At 74.6% G+C, this 17,781-nt stretch carries 16 protein-coding genes; 7 read left to right on the plus strand and 9 right to left on the minus strand.

Translation table 11 applies throughout. The features are described from left to right. Positions 1 to 148 precede the first annotated feature (148 nt). On the plus strand, positions 149 to 1,786 hold the full coding sequence (locus AC3EVP_RS32005) for a glycosyltransferase family 39 protein (protein WP_435135974.1): 1,638 nt from the start codon (positions 149 to 151) through the stop codon (positions 1,784 to 1,786). Positions 1,787 to 1,895: 109 nt separating this feature from the next. Here the strand turns inward: AC3EVP_RS32005 and AC3EVP_RS32010 are convergent, their stop codons facing one another. Next, positions 1,896 to 3,797 (minus strand): coagulation factor 5/8 type domain-containing protein, encoded by a 1,902-nt coding sequence (locus tag AC3EVP_RS32010; RefSeq protein WP_435135976.1) that lies wholly within the window; start codon positions 3,795 to 3,797, stop codon positions 1,896 to 1,898. 315 nt (positions 3,798 to 4,112) lie between these two features. Further along, positions 4,113 to 4,754, minus strand: coding sequence for a CGNR zinc finger domain-containing protein (locus AC3EVP_RS32015; RefSeq protein WP_435135978.1), 642 nt, complete (start codon positions 4,752 to 4,754; stop codon positions 4,113 to 4,115). A gap of 56 nt (positions 4,755 to 4,810) precedes the next feature. On the opposite strand from AC3EVP_RS32015, the gene AC3EVP_RS32020 reads away from it, so the two are divergent. Next, on the plus strand, positions 4,811 to 6,064 hold the full coding sequence (locus AC3EVP_RS32020) for an MFS transporter (protein WP_435135980.1): 1,254 nt from the start codon (positions 4,811 to 4,813) through the stop codon (positions 6,062 to 6,064). On the opposite strand, the gene AC3EVP_RS32025 is transcribed toward AC3EVP_RS32020, so the two are convergent. Then, entirely contained in the window at positions 6,045 to 6,668 is a 624-nt protein-coding gene (locus tag AC3EVP_RS32025) for an NADPH-dependent F420 reductase (RefSeq protein ID WP_435135982.1), read from the minus strand. The two genes, AC3EVP_RS32020 and AC3EVP_RS32025, sit on opposite strands and share 20 nt — an antisense overlap. Positions 6,669 to 6,700: 32 nt before the next feature. After that, the gene (locus AC3EVP_RS32030; protein WP_435135984.1) at positions 6,701 to 7,435 is read right to left on the minus strand and encodes an SDR family NAD(P)-dependent oxidoreductase; all 735 of its coding nucleotides are present in this window, start codon (positions 7,433 to 7,435) and stop codon (positions 6,701 to 6,703) included. A gap of 143 nt (positions 7,436 to 7,578) precedes the next feature. Between AC3EVP_RS32030 and AC3EVP_RS32035 the strand changes: the two genes are divergently transcribed. From AC3EVP_RS32035 to AC3EVP_RS32050, 4 genes are all read left to right on the plus strand, one after another. Beyond that, entirely contained in the window at positions 7,579 to 8,169 is a 591-nt protein-coding gene (locus AC3EVP_RS32035; protein WP_435135986.1) for a TetR/AcrR family transcriptional regulator, read from the plus strand. Between the two features lie 217 nt (positions 8,170 to 8,386). Further along, complete coding sequence (locus AC3EVP_RS32040) at positions 8,387 to 9,313, plus strand: NADP-dependent oxidoreductase (protein ID WP_435135988.1); 927 nt, start codon at positions 8,387 to 8,389, stop codon at positions 9,311 to 9,313. A 15-nt stretch (positions 9,314 to 9,328) separates the two neighbouring features. Further along, complete coding sequence (locus tag AC3EVP_RS32045) at positions 9,329 to 9,808, plus strand: MarR family winged helix-turn-helix transcriptional regulator (RefSeq protein WP_435135990.1); 480 nt, start codon at positions 9,329 to 9,331, stop codon at positions 9,806 to 9,808. Positions 9,809 to 9,983: 175 nt separating this feature from the next. After that, positions 9,984 to 11,090 carry an alkene reductase gene (locus tag AC3EVP_RS32050; RefSeq protein WP_435135992.1) on the plus strand — a complete coding sequence of 369 codons (1,107 nt, stop codon included), beginning with the start codon at positions 9,984 to 9,986 and terminating at the stop codon, positions 11,088 to 11,090. Here AC3EVP_RS32050 and AC3EVP_RS32055 read toward each other — a convergent pair. Then, a complete protein-coding gene (locus AC3EVP_RS32055) occupies positions 11,077 to 11,523 on the minus strand; it encodes a cupin domain-containing protein (RefSeq protein WP_435135994.1) in 447 nt (148 codons plus the stop codon). The genes AC3EVP_RS32050 and AC3EVP_RS32055 overlap by 14 nt on opposite strands. A gap of 190 nt (positions 11,524 to 11,713) precedes the next feature. Between AC3EVP_RS32055 and AC3EVP_RS32060 the strand changes: the two genes are divergently transcribed. Then, positions 11,714 to 12,211: a metallophosphoesterase family protein gene (locus AC3EVP_RS32060; protein ID WP_435135996.1), complete on the plus strand. Its 498-nt coding sequence runs from the start codon at positions 11,714 to 11,716 to the stop codon at positions 12,209 to 12,211. 75 nt (positions 12,212 to 12,286) lie between these two features. Here AC3EVP_RS32060 and AC3EVP_RS32065 read toward each other — a convergent pair whose 3' ends face one another. The 4 genes from AC3EVP_RS32065 to AC3EVP_RS32080 all read right to left on the minus strand — a co-directional run bounded on the left by AC3EVP_RS32065 (position 12,287) and on the right by AC3EVP_RS32080 (position 17,694). Continuing rightward, entirely contained in the window at positions 12,287 to 14,692 is a 2,406-nt protein-coding gene (locus AC3EVP_RS32065; protein WP_435135998.1) for an FUSC family protein, read from the minus strand. A 133-nt stretch (positions 14,693 to 14,825) separates the two neighbouring features. Next, positions 14,826 to 15,692, minus strand: a complete 867-nt coding sequence (locus tag AC3EVP_RS32070) for a DMT family transporter (protein ID WP_335983049.1) — start codon at positions 15,690 to 15,692, stop codon at positions 14,826 to 14,828. A gap of 286 nt (positions 15,693 to 15,978) precedes the next feature. Then, positions 15,979 to 16,557 (minus strand): GNAT family N-acetyltransferase, encoded by a 579-nt coding sequence (locus AC3EVP_RS32075; protein WP_435136000.1) that lies wholly within the window; start codon positions 16,555 to 16,557, stop codon positions 15,979 to 15,981. Between the two features lie 57 nt (positions 16,558 to 16,614). Beyond that, the gene (locus AC3EVP_RS32080) at positions 16,615 to 17,694 is read right to left on the minus strand and encodes a LysR family transcriptional regulator (protein ID WP_435136002.1); all 1,080 of its coding nucleotides are present in this window, start codon (positions 17,692 to 17,694) and stop codon (positions 16,615 to 16,617) included. Between the last annotated feature and the right edge of the window lie 87 nt (positions 17,695 to 17,781).

The following is a 17,781-nucleotide window of genomic DNA, read 5'->3' on the forward strand; positions in this document are numbered from 1 at the left end:
TGGACCTGGAGCGGTTGACACCAGCGGTCCGCGCCTTCGACACTCGGTCCACTAGTTAAGTAGTTGACTGAGTGAGTCGGACGCGCCCCCGGAAGCCACGGGCCGCGCGGCGATGACGCACGCCCTCTTCCGGACGGGAGCAACCGCGGTGCCCACCTCGCCTGTTGACGTATCCGAACGCGCCGCGCCGGTCGGCGTGTCCGCACCGGCCGCACCGGCGCCGCCGCAGACCGCCGGCCGGACCGCGCGGCGCCGCACCGCCGGCTGGACGCGGCACCCGGCCGGGCAGGCGCCGCTCCTGATGCTCCTCGCCCTCGCCGTGCGCGCGCCCTCCTTCCGCCGCCCGTTCTGGAGCCCCGACGAGGGCTACCTCGGCACCGAGGCGGTCGCCCTGCGGCACGGCGGGCGGCTCTACACCGACGTCGTGGACCGCAAGCCCCCGCTCGTGCCCTGGCTGTACGAAGCCTGCTTCGGCCTGACCGGACCCGGCACGCTGTGGCTGGTGCGGCTGTGCGCGGTGGCGGCGCTGGCGCTCACCGCGCTGTTCGTGGCGCGGCTGGCGGCAAGGGAGTGGGGGCCGTGGGCCGGGCTGCCGGCCGGGGTGCTCACCATCGCCGCGTCGGCGGCGCTGCCCGCGCCCGACGCGATGGCCGCGACCTTCGAGGTGTTCATGCTCCCGGCGACGGCCGCCGCCGTGTACTTCGGCTCCCGCCGCCGCTTCCTCGCCGCCGGGCTGGCCCTGGCCGCCGCGACCCTGACCAAACAGGTCGGCCTGGCTCCCTTGCTGCCGGTCGCGCTCCAGGTCCTCGCCGGCCCGCGCCGGGACCGGCTGCGGCACGGCGCGGCGCTGGCCTCGGGGGTGTTCCTGCCGGTGGCCGGCTGCGCCCTGCTGCTGGGTGTGCGCCCGTTCGTCTTCTGGAACTTCCTGGCCTCGAGCTCCTACGCCGCCTCCCCGCCGGGCGCGGCGGCGATGTGCGGGCACGCCGGGAGCATCCTGCTGCGGCTGGCCGTACCGTTCGCCGGCTTCGCCTTCCTGCTTCCGCGCCGGCTGCCCCGCCGGCTGCCCCGCCGGATGCCCCGCTCGCTGGGCCGGTGGCGCGGTGTCACCGAACTCCGGCCGCGGACGCGGACGTTCGACCGGGTGCTGTGGCTGTGGCTGATCGCGTCGGCCGCGGGCGTCACCGCGGGCTTCCGCTTCTACGGCCACTACTTCCTGCAACTCCTCCCGCCGCTCGCGCTGTTGGCGCTGCGCGCCGCCGACAGCTCCCGCACGCGTGCCCTCTCCCGCCGCCCAGCCGGGCCCCGCACCCGGGACCGCGCCCTGGCGGCCGCCTGCCTCTGCGCGGTGGCGGCCGCCGCGCTCTTCGACGCGGGCGCGCTGCGGGCCGAGCCGCCGCAGATGGGCAAGTCCCTCGCCCTGGCCTCGGCGCTGGACGCCCACAGCCGGCCCGGGCAGAGCGTGTTCCTGTGGAGCATGCACCCGGAGGTGTACTGGCTCGCGGGCCGTCCCGCCGCCGGCCGCTACCTGACGGCCGGGCTGCTCACCAACTTCAGCGGCGGCGCGGACGTGCGCCGGGTCGGCGCCCGCTACGCCGTGCCGGGCGCCTGGGCGGGCCTGCGCCGTGAACTGGCCGCCGCTCCCCCGTGCCTGGTGGTCGACGACTCCGCGGGCACCCCGTACCCGATGGCCGGGTATCCGGCGCTGGTGCGCCTGGTACGCGACGGCGGCTACACGCGGGTCGCCGTCGTCGAGGGCGCGGTCGTCTACCGCCGGGCCGGATGCTGAACGGCGCGCGCCCCGGGCGCCACAGGCGCGGCCCCGGACACCGCTGGTGGGGGGCGGGGTGTCCGGGGCCGCGGGTCACTGTGGTGATACAGGTGCGGGTGCGGTGGGGCTAGGGGTAACTCACCACGTCGGTCGGGGTGGTGTCGGACGCGGTGGCCGCACCGGTGTCGTTGATGACGTGGGTGATGGTGCCCACGCCGCCGAGCGAGACGGTGAGCGCGTCGTGGAACTTCACGCCCGCGGTGTCCGGTGCCTCGAAGGCGTGGTAGTTGTTCACGGCCGGGTTGACGTTGAAGTAGCAGTAACTGCCCAGGCCCCACGCCTCGTGCGAGGCGACGTCGTCGGCGACCTTGTAGGCCGCGTAGCCGTCGACCCCCGACGAGCTCATCCAGGACGCCTGGTCCGGCGGGTCGTACGGGTTCTCGTTCTGGAAGAAGATCGTCCTGCCGCCCTGGCCGTTCCACACCACCTCGTACTTCTGGTAGTGCTCGACGAACAGGCCGTCGGCGAGGACGTCGTCGCCGTTGACGGTCAGGCCGTTGTCGGCGGTGTTGGTGGTCCAGCCGACGCTGCCGGAGTTGCCGTGGTCGGCCCGCCAGGCCCAGATGTGGTCGATGATCGTGTTGTTGCTGTTGACGACGAGGCTGTCGGTGGCCTTGCCGGCGTTCTCACCGCCGATCCGGAAGAAGACGTCCTGGATCGTGGTGGGGTCGGCCGAGTGGTCCGCGGTGGACCCGGACGGCCCGACGGTCAGCAGCGCCTGGGAGTTGGTGGTGCCGGCGTCGAAGAGCAGGCCCTTGAGCCGGACCCCGTCCACGTCGGCGACCTTCATCGCGTCCACGCCGTTGTCCGGGACGAAGGTCGGGTAGCCGACGCCGAGGATCGTGGTGTCGGCGCGGGTCACGTCGAGCGTCTGGTCCAGGTGGTAGACGCCCGGGGTGACGAACAGGTTGCAGCCCTCGGCGAGTGCGGCGTTGATGGTCTCGGCGGTGTCGCCGGCCTTCACCACGTAGAACTGGCTCATCGGCAGCGAGGTGCCCGCGGTGCTGCCGTTCGCCCAGCTGGCGCCCGAGGAGTCGGTCTGGAGGCTCGGCTCGAACACCCGGTAGTTCCCGGAGCCGTCGACGTACAGGTAGGGCACGTCGCGGGAGACCGGGGTGGTGGCGAGCGTGGTCTCCGGCGGGTTGGGGAAGGTGGTCGACGGCGCCCCGGACACGCCGGAGAAGACCATGTTCCACACGCCCCCGTCCCAGCTGCCGAGGTTGCTGTTGCGGGTGTACCACTGCTGCTGCGACACCGACGACGCCTGGCCGCTGACCTTGGTGTCGGCGATGAAGCCGCCGCTGGCGTAGCCGTAACTGGCCGGGTAGAGCGCCAGGTTGCCGCGCACGTCGATCCGGCGGAAGGGCGCGGCCTGGGCCACCGCCCAGCGGTCGGTGCCGCTGGAGGGGGTGATCGCCAGGTTCTCCGCGCTGCGCCAGAAGTTCTGCGTGGCGTTGCCGGCGTCGGAGGCGTTGAAGGCGTCCACGGTCACGTCGCCGTTGATGGAGACGTCGTCCGGGTTCTGGCCCAGGCCCGCCACCGACGTGTAGAAGCCGACGTTGTCCTCGACGTTGTAGGTGCCGGGCTTGAACAGGTCGGCCACCCGGTTCTCGCTGAACTGGGCGGTGGCGGTGTCCTTCATCTGGTTGAACTGGGAGTCCAGTTCGGACTGGATCGCGGCGTCGCCCATCGACGGGTCGAAGACGTGCACGTTCGGCCCGAAGTCCGGGGTGTCGGACTGCGCCGGGCAGTCCGCCGCGTCCGCCGCGGGCCGCGCGGCCGTGGCACCGTGGCCCGTCGTGGCGCCATGGCCGGCCGGGTCCGCCGAGGCGGCACCGGCCGCGCCGGTCAGGCCGGTCAGCGTGGCGAGCAGCAGCGCGCCCGCGCCGAGGGCGGCGTAGCCGCGGCGCCGGGGACCGGCATGGCGCCGCGGCTGCGCGGTGGGGGGCTCAAGGGGTGGTCTGCGCATGGGGGTCCTTTCACCCGGGTTCACGAAGTGAACGCGCGGGTCAGCGCGGATAGTGGGGGTTGATCGCGCTTTGGCTCCACTACTTCACTGCCACAGCACCTGACGACCCTTCGATTCGCAGATCGGAGAACGCTCTCAATCTAAGGATCGGGGGCGCTGCGGCTCGTTAGGCAGTCTCAGCCGCCCTTGCGCCACCGTCAAGGAGTGGGCGCCCGGCCCGCACACACTGAACACATCGCCCGCACGGAACCCGCACGGTCGGCCTCCCGTGGCCAACTCCTGAAGGCCGGGGGCCCGTTGTGTCAAGCCCTGGCCTCAGGAAGTGACCCCCTCGCCCCGCAGCGCCTCGTCGGTGGCCTCAGGCGCTCCGGGGGGCCGGGTCCGGGCGCGGTGGGCCGCGACGCGCTCGCGGGTGGCGCAACGGCGCGAGCAGTAGCGGCGGTTCGGCCCGCGCCCTTCCATCACGTAGACGTTCGGGCAGCTCGGGGAGGCGCAGACGCCGCCGGGCGGCCGCCGCCGGTCCCACAGCAGGACCGCGAGCGCCAGACAGGAGGACGCGAGGAACCACTCGGCCCAGGGCGCGTCGTCGTCGCTGTCCAGGTGCGGGTGCCAGGAGGTGGTGCCGCCGTGCGTGGTCAGGCGCAGCGGGCCGGTGCCCGAGGCGAGCAGCCGGTTGAGGCGGACCGCGGCCTCGTCGGCGTCCTCGGCGGCGAAGACCTCGCGGAGCCGGCGGGCGGCGGCCCGCAGGTCGGCGAGGTCGGCGGGGGTGAGGCCGAAGGGTTCCGTCTCGCCGTAGGCGCGCAGGACCGCGGCGACCGCGGCCGTCACCGCGGCCGTCACCGCGGCCGTCTCCTTCGGCTCCGCGTCGGCCGCGAGCGCGTTGACGAGGTCGGCTGCGCGGCGGGCGTTGGCCTGCACGGAGTGGTGGGCGGAGCTGTCGTCGTACGTCGGGGCCATCCGTGCACGGTAACGCAGGTGGCGCGGTTTTGGGTTACCTGCGTACCGTCCTCCGCATGCGACAGCGTGACGTCGGCCCGGCCGTGGGCTCGTACCTCGGCGGGGCGGCCGCCGCCCGGATCGGCGACGAGACGGCGGGGCCCGCGCTGCTGCTGGCAGGTCTGGCCGCCACCGGGTCGGCCGCCCACGCGGCCCTGGTCCCGGCCGCGCTGATGGCGTCGGCGGCGGTCGGCGGCCCGCTCTTCGGCGCGTTCCTGGACCGCTCCGCCCGCCCCGGGCGCCTTCTCGCCGCCGCCCTCGCCGGCTACGCGGCCGCCCTCACGCTGCTCCTCGCCGCCCTCCCCCGGCTCCCCCTCGCCCTGACCGTCCTCCTCGCCGCCCTCGCCGGCCCCCTCGCCCCGGCCCTGTCCGCCGCCTGGTCCGCCCAACTCCCCCACCTGCCGGGTCCCCCGGGCCCCGAAGGCGCGCAGCGGCCGGCGCGGGTCACCGCGTTCGACGCGATGACGTATGACGTGGCGGGGCTGGCGGGGCCGGCGCTGGCCGGCGCCGTCGCCGGGTGGTCGGGAGCGGGGGCGGCGGTCGTGGCGGCGGCGGTACTGGTCGGGCTGGCGGTGCCGTCCGCGTGGACGCTGCCGCGGACGGCGCCCGACCGGCGCGAGGTGCCCGCGGGTCTGCGCCGTGAACTGGCCGCCGGTTTCCGGGCGATCGGCGCGTCGGGGGTGCTGGGGCGGGCGACGGCCGTCTCGGTGGTGTCCTGCGTGGGCGCGGGCATGTTCGTCACGTGTGCGCCGGTCGCCGGGGCGGCGGCGCTGGGCGGGGCCGGGCACGGCGCCTACCTGCTGTCGGGGGCCGCCGTGGCATCCCTGGTCGCCAACGGGCTCCTCGCGCGCCGCCCTTCCGCAGTGCGCCCGGAGACCGTGCTGCGGTGCGCCACCGCGGTGCTCGGCGCCGCGTTCCTGCTCGCCGCGACGGTACGGCCGCCCGTACTCGCCCTGGCCGCCGTACTGGCCGGCGCGGCCGAAGGACCGCAGCTCACCGCGCTGTTCGCGATCCGGCACCGCGAGGTGCCGCCCCGCCTTCGCGGCCAGGTCTTCACCACCGGCGCCGGCCTGAAGACCGCCGGCTACGCGCTCGGCACCGCGCTCGCCGGCCTCCTGGCCGCCCGGTCGCTTCCGGCCGCCCTCGTCACGGCCGCCGCCTTCCAGGCCCTCGCCCTGCTCGCCCTCACCCCCCGCCCCCGGCGGCCACGGGGAGCGGACCCGTCGCCGGACAGGTCCGCGAACGCTCCGCTCAGGCGGGGACTTCGGTGACGCCGAGGGCGAAGTCCAGGTTCCCCACGCCGTGGTGGGCGAGGCCCACCGTGACCACGCCCGCTCCTTCCAGCCAGTGCGCCATCTTCAGGCCGCCGACGTCCAGCGGCCGCAGTCCGAGGCTCTCGACGAACGCCCCCACTCTCGCCTTGGCCGCCGCGTCGTCGCCGGCGACGAAGACGTCGGGCCGGCCCTTCTCCAGGACATGGCGGAAGACGGTGTTGAACGCCTTCACCACACTGGCGCCGGCCGGGGCCACCTTGGCGACCTCCTGGGCGACCGAGGTCTGCTCGTGGTGGGCCAGCCCGTCGAAGGTGGCGTTGAAGGGGTTGCTGATGTCGACGACGACCTTGCCCGCGAGGGCGTCCCCGTACTGCGCGACGGCCGGCACGACGCCGTCGTGGAGCAGCGCCACGATGACGATGTCCCCGGTCGGGGCGGTGCCCCATGCTCCGGTGGTGGCGCCGTCACCGAGAGCCTCGGCCAGGTCGGCGGCCTTGGACGGGTCCCGGCTCATGATCTCGACGGTGTTGCCGCCCGCTATGGCCCGCGCACCGAGGGTGCGGGCCATGTTCCCGGCGCCGATGATGCTGATGCTGCTCATGGATGTCCTGCCCTGGGTGTGGGTTGTCGGGTTCAGATGGCAGTGGTGCCGCCGTCGGCGACGAGTTCCATGCCGTTGACGTAGCTGGAGTCGTCGGAGGCGAGGAAGAGGGCGGCGGTGGCGAGCTCGTCGGGCCTGCCCATCCGGCCGCGGGGGATGAGGGACTCGAACTGGCGCTTGGTGGCCTCGTCGAAGAGTTCTTCCTGCTTGGCCGTGGCGACCTGGCCGGGGGTCAGGACGTTGACGCGGATGCGGCGGTCCTTGAGTTCGTTGAGCCAGATCCGGGCCCAGGCCTGCTGGACGGCTTTGCTGCCGGCGTAGACGCTCCAGCCGGGGAAGGCGCCCAGCGAGGCGTTGGAGCCGGTCATGAGGATGGAGCCGCCGTCGTTGAGGAGCGGGAGCGCCTTCTGGACGGTGAACAGGGTGCCGCGGGCGTTGAGCCCGAACCAGGTGTCGAACTGGGCCTCGGTGATCTCGCCGAGCGGGGCGGGCTCGCCCCCGCCGGCGCTGGCCCACAGCACGTCGATGCCGCCCTTCTCCCGCTTGACGGTGTCGTAGAGGCGGTCCAGGTCGTCCAGGTCGGCGGCGTCGCCCTGGACGCCGGTGACATTGCGGCCGATCTCCTTCACGGCCTCGTCCAGGGCCTCCTGGCGGCGGCCGGTGACGAAGACGTGCGCGCCCTCGTCCACGAACAGCTTCGCGCCGGCCAGCGCCATGCCGGTGGAGCCGCCGGTGATGACCGCGACCTTGCCGTCGAGCTTTCCCATGGTCGTTCCCTCGGGTCGGTGGTGCCGTGCGCACCTGGGGCGACGGTGTTATGTACACCGTCCCGTGTGCTTACGGTACGGACGCTCGGGTCGAGGCGCAACTATGTACACCGGTCGTTACCCAACCGCGGTAGGCTGGGCCCATGACGGAGTTGGAGAAGGGCCCCACGGGCCGCCGCCGCGGCCGGGGCGCCCGCGAGCGCATCCTCGGCGCGTCCCAGCAGCTGTTCCGCGAGCAGGGCATCAACCGCACCGGCATGGACCAGCTGTGCGCGGCGGCCGAGGTGTCCAAGCGCACGGCCTACCAGCACTTCGGCGGCAAGGACGAACTCGTCGCCGAGTACCTGCGCCAGTTCGACCCCTCCGTGCTGCCCGGCGTCTTCGACCGCACCGACCTCACACCCCGCGAACGGCTCCTCGCCGCCTTCGACATCCCCGCGGACACCCCCCTGTGCCCGTACATCGCCGCCGCCGTCGAACTGCACGACCCCCAGCACCCGGCGTCCCGGTACGCGCGCGACTACAAGAAGGCCGTCGCCACGCGGCTCGCCGACACCGCCCGTGAAGCCGGCGCCGCCGACCCCGAACAGCTCGGCGAGCAGCTCGCGCTGCTCATCGACGGCGCCGCGGCCCGCACCCGGGTCCTCGACGCCGACGCCTTCCCCACCGCCGCCGCCATCGCCGCCGTCCTCATCGACAACGCCATCCCCGCCACGGCCGGCGGCGACCGGTGACCGGCGACGTAGAAGACTGACGCCGCGTCACACCGCGCTGGACGACGCCGCACGAGCTCGCGCCGTGCGGCGCGTCGGCACGCCCGCCACCCCCGGCTCCGGGGCGCCCGGGAACCTCGCGAAGCAATTACTTGGCTAGCCACACAATCGGTGCTACTTTTATGTGGCTGGCCACAGAACGTGGCCGGTGAAGCGTCCCCCTGCGAGGAGAGCAGTCATGAAGGCCATCGTTTTCGACACGTTCGGCGGCACCGAGGTCCTGCACGAGGCGGAGGTCGAGGTGCCCCAGCCCGGCCCCGGCCAGGTCCGGGTGCAGGTGAAGGCCGTCGGCGTCAACCCGGTCGACGGCAAGATCCGCGCCGGCGGCATGGAGGCGATCTTCCCCACCACGCTGCCCGCCGTGCCCGGCGGCGAGATCGCCGGCGTGGTGGACGCCGTCGGCGCGGGCGTCGACCACCTGAAGGTGGGCGACGAGGTGCTCGGCTGGTCCGACACCGGCGCCTACGCGCAGTACGCCCTGTCCCCCGCGACCGCCCTCGCGCCCAAGCCGGCCGGTCTGGACTGGACGCACGCCGCGGCCCTGCCGGTGGCGAGCGACGGCGCCGAACGCGTCCTGGACCTGCTCGGCGTCACCGCCGGCGAGACGCTGCTCATCCACGGCGCCTCCGGTGCGCTGGGCACCATCGCCGTCCAACTGGCCGTCGCCCGCGGCGCCCGCGTCCTCGGCACCGCCGGGCCGGACAACCAGAGTTACGTCGCCTCACTCGGCGCGACCCCGCTGGTCTACGGGGACAACCTGGTCGAACGGGTCCGCGCGCTCGCCCCCGAAGGGGTGGACGCGGTCTTCGACGCCGCGGGCAAGGGTGCGCTGGAGGACTCCCTCACCCTGCGCGGCGGCACCGACCGGATCGTCACCACCGCGGACTTCCGCGCCGCCGAGCTCGGCGTCGTCTTCGCCGAGGGCCCCCAGCGCCGCTCCGGCACCCGTCTCGCCGAGCTGGCGCGGCTGGCCGCCGACGGCACCCTGGTCACCACGATCAGCGCGGTCCACCCGCTCGCGGAGGCGGCACGCGCGCAGCAGGCCAGCGACGGGGGCCACAACCGGGGCAAGATCGTCCTCACCGTCGACTCGACCGTTGCGTGAGGAAAAGAGGCCCCCATGTCGGACACCACCCCGTCGGAGCTGCCGGACACCGCGGGAGCGGGGCCGTTGAGCTACGCCATCTTCCAGCTCGCCCGCACCCACCGCGCCCACGCCGCCGCCATGCTCCGCGCGATGAACCTGCACCCGGGGCAGGAACTGCTGCTGATGCAGCTCTTCGACCGCGACGGGCGGACCCAGGCGGAACTGCTGGAGCTGGTCGGCCTCGACCACTCCACCGTCTCCAAGTCGCTGCGCCGCATGCAGGAGGCGGGGCTGCTCACCCGGGAGCCCGCCGCCCACGACCGGCGGGTCATGGTGGTCCACCTCACGGACGCCGGGCGCGCCCTGCGGCAGCCCATCGCCGACATGTGGCGGACCCTGGAGCGGGCCTCCGTACGCGACCTGACGCCGGATCAGGTCCGTGAGTTCACCGCCTGCGCGCACATCATCGAGAAGTCGGTCCGGGACCACGACCGACAGCCGCCCGCCGCGTAGGCGGGGGCGACACGTCCGGCCGATCGGCCGGCACCCGCCACGCCCGGTGCGGAGCGAGGGCCTGCCCCAGGGCAGCCCTCGCCGCCCGGGCGGGGAACCCCGAAGAACCCCCCTCCCGCCGGCGAACGGCGGGCCCTCATACCCGACATTTCATGACCGCAAGGAGCTCTCCGCCATGCCGAACCCCTTCTCCCCCGTCGACGTCGCCGGCCGGCAGCTGGCCAACCGCATCGTGATGGCGCCGATGACCCGCAGCCGGGCCTACGGGCCGGGCGCCACCCCCACCGACCTGATGGCGGCGTACTACAGCCAGCGCGCGAGCGCCGGCCTCATCGTCACCGAGGGGATACAGCCCTCGCCGGTCGGCCAGGGCTACCCCGACACACCGGGCCTGCACACACCGGAACAGGTCAGCGCCTGGCGCGAGGTCACCGGCGCCGTCCACCGCGCGGGCGGGGTGATCTTCGCGCAGCTCATGCACACCGGCCGTATCGGCCACCCCAGTCTGCTCCCCGACGGCCTGGTCCCGGTGGCGCCCTCGCCCGTCGCCGCGAAGGGCCAGGTCTTCACCCACCAGGGCCCGCAGGAGTTCGTCACGCCGCGGGAACTGGACGCCGACGGCATCGCCCGCACCGTCGCCGACTTCGCCGACGCGGCCCGCAACGCGATCGCCGCCGGCTTCGACGGGGTGGAGATCCACGGCGCGAACGGCTACCTGATCCACCAGTTCCTCGCGCCCAACACCAACCACCGCACCGACGAGTGGGGCGGTGACGCCGCCGGCCGGGTCCGCTTCGGCCTGGCGGTGGCCGAGGCCGTCGCCGCGGCGATCGGCGGCCACCGCACCGGCTTCCGGGTCTCGCCCGGCAACCCCTACAACGACATCGCCGAGCAGGACCCGGCCGACGTGCAGCGCACCTACACCGCGCTGCTCACCGGGCTCGGCGCGCTGGACCTCGCCTACCTGCACGTGATCGGTGGGCCCGACCAGGAGCTGACCGCACGCCTGCGCGCCGCCTGGCCCGGCGCCTTCGTCCTCAACCCCTTCACCCATCCGCAGCCCACCGGGCCGGACGCCCTGGCCCTCGTCGAGGACGGCAGCGCGGACCTGATCGCCTTCGGGGCGCTCTTCCTCGCCAACCCCGACCTGCCCGCGCGGCTGGCCGCCCAGGGCCCCTACAACACCCCGGACCCGGCCACCTTCTACGGCGGCGACCACCGCGGCTACACCGACTACCCGTCCCTCGCCCCGCGCGACGCGGCAGCGGTCAGCTCCGGCTGAGCAGGGCGAAGTCGGCGAAGTCGAAGCCGGGCGTGACCACGCAGCTGACCAGCACGTCGCGGTCGGCGGCCGGCTCGGCGCGCTGCCAGGAGCCGGCCGGCACCGCGAGGTGGAAGCAGGGGTCGGCGCCGGGCGGCGGGTCGGGGGTCAGCAGGTGCTCGGTGACGGTGGTGGGGGCGGGCCCCGGCGGGCTGGTGTGGAGCCGCAGCGGGCCGCCGTGCTGCCAGAACCACACCTCGTCGGAGGCGACGTTGTGCCACTCGTTGCGGCCGCCGGGGGCGAGCAGGTAGTGGATCATCGTCGCGGAGGCGCGGGACCCGCCGCCCGCGGGGTGCCGTACGGGCACCGGCGAGGTGTAGATCCTGCGGTACCAGCCGCCCGCCGGGTGCGGGCTCAGCCCCAGGGTCCGGGCGAGTTCGGGTACGTGCGGCATCTTTCGACCCCATTCGGCTACGTCGGGTGCGCCCCATTGTGGGGCACGCGTCCCCTCCGGCCCGCGTGCCCGGCCCGGACCGCGGGCCGGACATGGCACGATCGGGGCACTCCGCCCCGCACCCCATCCCCATCCCCATCGCCATCCCCATCCCACCGCCACCTACGGACACCCGCGAGGGAGGCCCGCCATGCGCCTGCTGCTCACCACCGACACGCACGTGCCCCGGCGGGCCCGGGAGCTGCCGCCGGCGCTGCTCGCCGAGATCGACGCCGCCGACGCCGTCCTGCACGCGGGCGACTGGGTGGACACCGCGACGCTCGACCTGCTTCAGGCGCGGGCGCGGCGGCTGGTCGCGGTGTTCGGCAACAACGACGGCCCGCAACTGCGGGCGCGGCTGCCGGAGGTGGCCCGGGCACGGCTCGGCGGCGTCCGTTTCGCGGTCGTGCACGAGACGGGCCCGGCGCGCGGGCGGGAGGAGCGCTGTGCGCGGCTCTTCGACGACGCCGACGTCCTGGTCTTCGGGCACAGCCACATCCCGTGGGACACGGTGGCCGCGAACGGGCTGCGGCTGCTCAACCCGGGTTCGCCGACCGACCGGCGGCGCGAGCCGTACCGCACGTACATGACGGCCGAGGCGGCGGACGGGACCCTGTCGGACGTACGGCTGCACCGCCTGGCGCCGTAAAGGCGCCACGACGCCGCCCCTCCCCCGCACCGCCCGCCATCAAGGGCGCCCGGGCGTACCGTCTTCGGCGGCGGTTCAGGTCGCCGGGCCGGCCGAGGGCGCCCCGCTGCTCCCGCCCGCCCCGTCACCCGCGCCCGCCCGCGGCTTCGTACCGTCGTCGGCCATCGGCGCCCGCAGCGGCCGGGCCAGCGCGGTGATGCCCTCGTCGAGGCGCTGGAGGTGGCGCAGGACCCGGTAGGTGACGGTGCCCGAGCGCACATGGGCGCCGCCCGAGTCCTCCAGCATGGCCGCGATGCTCGGCCCGCTGCGCACCTCGGGCCGGCGCGGCGGCGCGCCCTTGCCCTTGCCGCCCTGCGGCCGGCCGCCCTCCCCCGGCTCCGGGGCCGGCGCGGCGGCGAGCGCGAGCGCCCGCTCCTTCGGGGTCTCCTGCTCCTCGACGTGGCTGATGAGCGCGTCGATGTTGTGCGCGATCCGCGGGCCGACCGCGGCGAGCCGGGGGTCGGCGGCCACGCTCCTGCTGTACGGCACCAGTTCGGCGGTCGCCGCCAGCGAACGCGCGTGGTAGGCGCAGGTCTCCAGCAGGGCGACGAGGTAGCGGGCGGTGCGGCGGCGGACCCGCAGCGGGGTGATCGGGTAGGTGAGCGGGCTGGTGGAGCGGCGCAGGGCGTCCAGCGCGCTGTCGAGGTCGCGGGACATGTCGACGAGGTCCACGGCGGGGCCGCCGCCGAGCTGATCCACGGCGGCCACCGACACGTCGCGCAACCGGGTCAGCACGGTGACGAGTTGGGCGTCGGTGTGCTCGTCGGTGTGGATGGGCAGCACCAGCACCGCGGCGATCACCCCGCACGCGGCGCCGAGCGCCGTCTCCTCGATCCGCAGCACCAGCACCGACAGGCTGTAGGTGTGCAGCAGGGTGTAGAGCAGCCCGAGCATGGCGGTGACGAAGAACGACATCAGCGTGTACGACACCGGCGCGGTGAAGAACATCCCGAAGATGCAGACCAGGACGAGCGCGAACGCCGTCCAGGTGTGGTGGCCGACCGCGCCGGCGAGCAGGACGCCGGCGACGACGCCGCAGATGGTGCCGATCAGCCGGCGGTAGCCCTTGACCAGGATCTCGGCGGTGGAGGAGGTGTTGAGGAACACCACCCAGCAGGTCAGGACGGCCCAGTACCAGCGCTGCGAGGACAGGAACTCGCCGCCCAGGACGGCCAGCGCGGAGCCGGTGGCGACCTGGAAGGCGGCCCGGGTGCTGGGGCGGTCCAGCCCGGCGCGGGCGGCGGGCGCGGTGTCCTCGGCCAGCGCCAGGTCCTCGGCGTCGAACTCCTCGCGGGAGCGGACGGTCTCGGGGGCGTCGTCGGAGTCGTCGCCGGGGCCGTCCAGGGCCATCCGCAGACCGAGGACGGCTCGGGCGGCCTCGCCGATCCCGCGGAAGGCGTCCTGGACCGCGGGGGTGGCGCGCGGCAGGTTCGCGTCGTCGCGGTAGGACAGCAGGCGGTTGCGCAGGTGGACGACGGCGGTGCCGAGGTCGTTGCCGGACAGCCGGGCGACGAGCAGTTGGAGGGCGCGCACCTCCTTGCGGAGGGTCTGCACGGCGCCGTCCTCGTCGCCGAGCCGGCGCACGGGCGCCGGCAGCGGGGCGTTCGGCAGGTGCAGGGTGAGGGTGTCGGCGCGGCCGGCGCCGCGGGTGTTGAGCAGCAGGATGCCGAGGCGTTCGGCGGCGATCTCGGCGTCCACGACGCGGCGTTGGAGCTGGTTGGCGACCGCCGGGTCGGAGGTGCCGTCCTCCAGCCGGTTCTGGATCATCAGGGCCGTCTCGTGCAGCCGCGCGGTGTCCTTGCGCAGGTCGGCGACGGCGTTGTCCAGCCGGTCCGGGGGCGCCTCCAGCACCTCCAGCTGGGTGGCGACGAGTTGCGCGGTGCGCGCGCGGAACGCCTGCCGCAGCCGGCGCAGGACCCGCTCGGGCGTCTCGGGCACGAACGCGAAGCGGGTCAGCGCGCTGCACACGAAGGCGACGGCCAGGGTGCGGCACAGCCCGGGCAGGTCGGCGGTGGTGGCGTGCACGAACAGCGAGACGAAGTACACCTGGAAGCTGATCATGCCGACGGCGGTGTAGCGGTCGCCGAACCGGCGCACGTACGCGGCGACGAAGATCAGCAGCACGAAGAAGATGTCGCCGACCACGACGTGCGGGTTGAGCACCGCGCCCAGCGACATCGAGGCGAGTGCGGCGGGCAGCCCGAGCGCGAGGGTGACGGCCTGGTCGGCGACGCGCTTGTCCCGGATGGCGAACGTGGAGACCATCGCCGTTATCGCGCCCGCGACCAGCTGCGGGACCGGGGTGTCCATCGCGGCGAGGACCAGCAGGGCCAGGCCGATCGAGCCGACCGTGCGCAGGCCCGCCATCAGCCGCAGCAGCCCGGGGTCGGAGGCCGAGTAGCGGTCCCACAGGTCCGTGAGCGCCCTTCGTGTCCCTGTCATCGCCACTGTCGTGTTCCCTCGGGTGTTCGACCATGCCCAGCATCGCATGCGCGGGCCGCGCTCCCGCGCGCGGCACCCCGTGACCTCGGCGCGGCCCCCGGCGCGGTACGGCGCCCGCGCCGCCGGCCGGCGGCTACTTCGTCCCCAGTTCGCGGGTGAGCGCGACGGACTTCGAGAGGTAGACGGTGCCGGTGACGACCATGGCCACGCCGAGGAGTTCGGGGACGAACCACCAGCCGGTGCGGATCTGCTCGGCGTACACGGTCAGGCCGAGCAGCAGGCTCAGGGTCGCGTCGCCCAGAGTCAGGGCGGGCTGGGAGGCGGCGATGGAGCCGGACTGGAGGGAGTTCTCCAGCAGGAAGACCGCCGCGATGCCGCACAGCGCGAAGCCGTAGGTCTGCCAGGCCGCGAGGAAGGCACCGAAGCCGTGGGCGGAGAAGGTGTTGGCGGCGGACTTCATCAGCGCGGCGGTCAGCGCGTTGGCCGCCGCGGCGGCGACACCGAGCAGCGCGGCCCGGGTCGGCCCGCTGCGGCGGTGCCGGGCCAGGGCCACCGCGGCCAGCGTGAAGCCGCCCACCCCGGCGACCGCGGGCACCCAGCGGGCCAGCGATGCCTGGTCGGTGCCGCCGTCAGGTGCGGCGCAGGCCAGCGCGATCGCCAGCCCGAGCACCATGCAGGCCACGGCGAGCCAGGCCCGGGTGGGCAGGCTGCGGCCCAGCACCGGCATCGCGATCAGCAGCGCGAAGGGCAGTTCGAGCACGAACACCGGTTGGGCGAGCGCGAGCGGGCCGGTGACCAGCGCGAGCGCCTGAAACAGCGCGGCGAAGGCCACCCCGCAGATGCCCAGCAGCCACACCGTCTGGTGCAGCATGTCCACCAGCAGCCGGAAGCGCATCGCGTCCTCCGCGGGCACCCGCAGCGCGGCCTTGCGTTGGAGGACGGTGCCGGCCGCGTTGCTGGCGGCGCCGAGCAGCGCGAAGAGCACACACAGCACCAGCAGGGCGGACCTCCCGCAGCGTCACCCACGGTCCCGCCCGCGGGCGGGGCCGTACTCGAAGCGGCGCCGAGGCGGCGGGCGCCGTACCGGCGGACATGCAGGCCCGACGTTACCCGCGCCGCACCGCCTCGACCGGTGCCGACATGCCGCGCCGTCCGGCCGCACCCGTTCGCCGCCGGACCGTACCGGACCCGTTTGCCGCCGGGCCGCCGGTCCGCACCCGTTTGCCGCCGCGCCGTACCGGTTCGCCGCCCGGCCGTACCGGTTGGCCGCCGGCTCGGCGCGGGGATCAGCTCGGTATGGGGCCGGGGGCGCCGGGCTCGGTGAGGTCGACCCGCCAGTCGTTGCAGGTGATGGGGTGGCCCTTGGGGTACTCGAAGGCGACCTCTCCGAGGAGGGTGAAGCCGGCGCGGCGGCACACGCCGTTGGACGCCGGGTGATCGACGGACGGGTAGGCGTGCAGGTGGCGGCGGGTGCCGAGGGCGGCGGCGCGGCCGACCACGGCCCGGGCGGCCGCTGCCGCCACACCGCGGCCCTGGAACTCGGGCAGCACGCCCCAACCGGTCTCGTAGACCGCCTCGTCCTGCCACACCCGGCCCCAGAAGCCGATGCTGCCCATCACCTCGCCGCGTATGTCCGGGCCCGGGTCGGCCTCGATCACGTACATCCGGCCGCCGTCGCCCCCGAGCCGCAGATACCGCTCATGGCGCTGGAGCACCTGCTCCTCGCCCTCGGGGCCGCCGAGGTGCGCGGTCATCTCCGGCTCGTTCGCCCGCCTCAGCACCCACAGGTCATCGGCCGCCCACTCCCGCAGCCGCACCGCCACCGGCGCCGCCGCCCGTCCCGTCTCCACCCGTTTCTCACCCATACCCGCACATTACGCCGACCCTCTGACAACGGCCCCTGACCAGCGCGAACGCCGTACTCACCGCGGCAGCAGGGTGCCTTTGCGGCCCAGCAGGAACGCCTTGAAGGCCGCGACCGGCGCGCTGTCGCGCTGTCCGTCCAGCCAGGCCACGCCGATCTCGCGGACGGCTCGCTGCCCGATCAGGTCGAGTTCGGTGACGCCGGGCCTCGGGACGGCGGGCGGCGGCAGCAGCGCCACCCCGAGCCCGGCCGCGACCAGCCCGCGCAGCGTCTCCGCCTCCTCCCCCTCGAACGCGACGCGCGGCGCGAACCCGGCCTCGGCGCACAGCGCGTCGGTGATGCGGCGCAGCCCGTACCCGGTCTCGAGGGTGACGAACGGTTCGGCGGCCGCCTCCGCGAGCCGGACCCGGCGCCGCCGGCCGAGGCAGTGCCCGGCGGGCACCACCAGCCGCAGCCGCTGCTCGTCCAGCCGCCTGACGACCAGGCCGGGCCCGGCGGGCAGCGGCGAGGTCAGGCACAGGTCGAGGGCGCCGGCGCGGAGCCGTGCGAGCATGGCCTCGCCGTAGGTCTGCACGAGGTGGAAGCGGACCCGGGGGTGGTCGGCGCGGAAGGCGCGCAGCAGGGCGGGGACGGTCTCGGGGCCGAGGGTGTGGAGGAAGCCGAACGCGACGCGGCCGCTGCCGGGGTCGGCGTCCGCGCGGACCTCCTCGGCGGACCGCTCCACCTCCGCGAGGGCGCGTTCGGCGGCCTGCTGGAAGGCGCGGCCGGCGCGGGTCAGCCGCAGGGTGCGGCCCTGGCGGGCGAAGAGGGTCACGCCGAGGTCGGCCTCCAGCCGGGCGACGGCCCGGCTGAGCGTGGACTGCGGCATGCCGAGGCGGTCGGCGGCCCGGGTCATGTGGGACTCGCGGGCGACCGCGGCGAACTGCGCCAGGCGCGGGGCGAGCAGGACCGGCCAGGCGCCGGCCGCAAGTTCGGCCAGAGCGGTGGGTTCTGCCGGTGCGGTGGGTTCGGCGGGTTCGGCTTGAGCGGAGGGTTCGGCTTGAGCGGCGGGTTCGGCTTGCGCGGGGGGCGCCGCGGGCGCGGCCGGGCCGCCGTTCTCCGTCCCGCCCGGGAGATCTCTGCCACTGCCGGTCGTCACGGAAGTCCCCTTCATCCTGTGCTGATGCGCTGACGGATCGATTCTTCCGTATCCATGCATTGGACGCATGCAAAGCGGGCGGCCTAG

The organism is Actinacidiphila sp. bgisy144, from assembly GCF_057708105.1.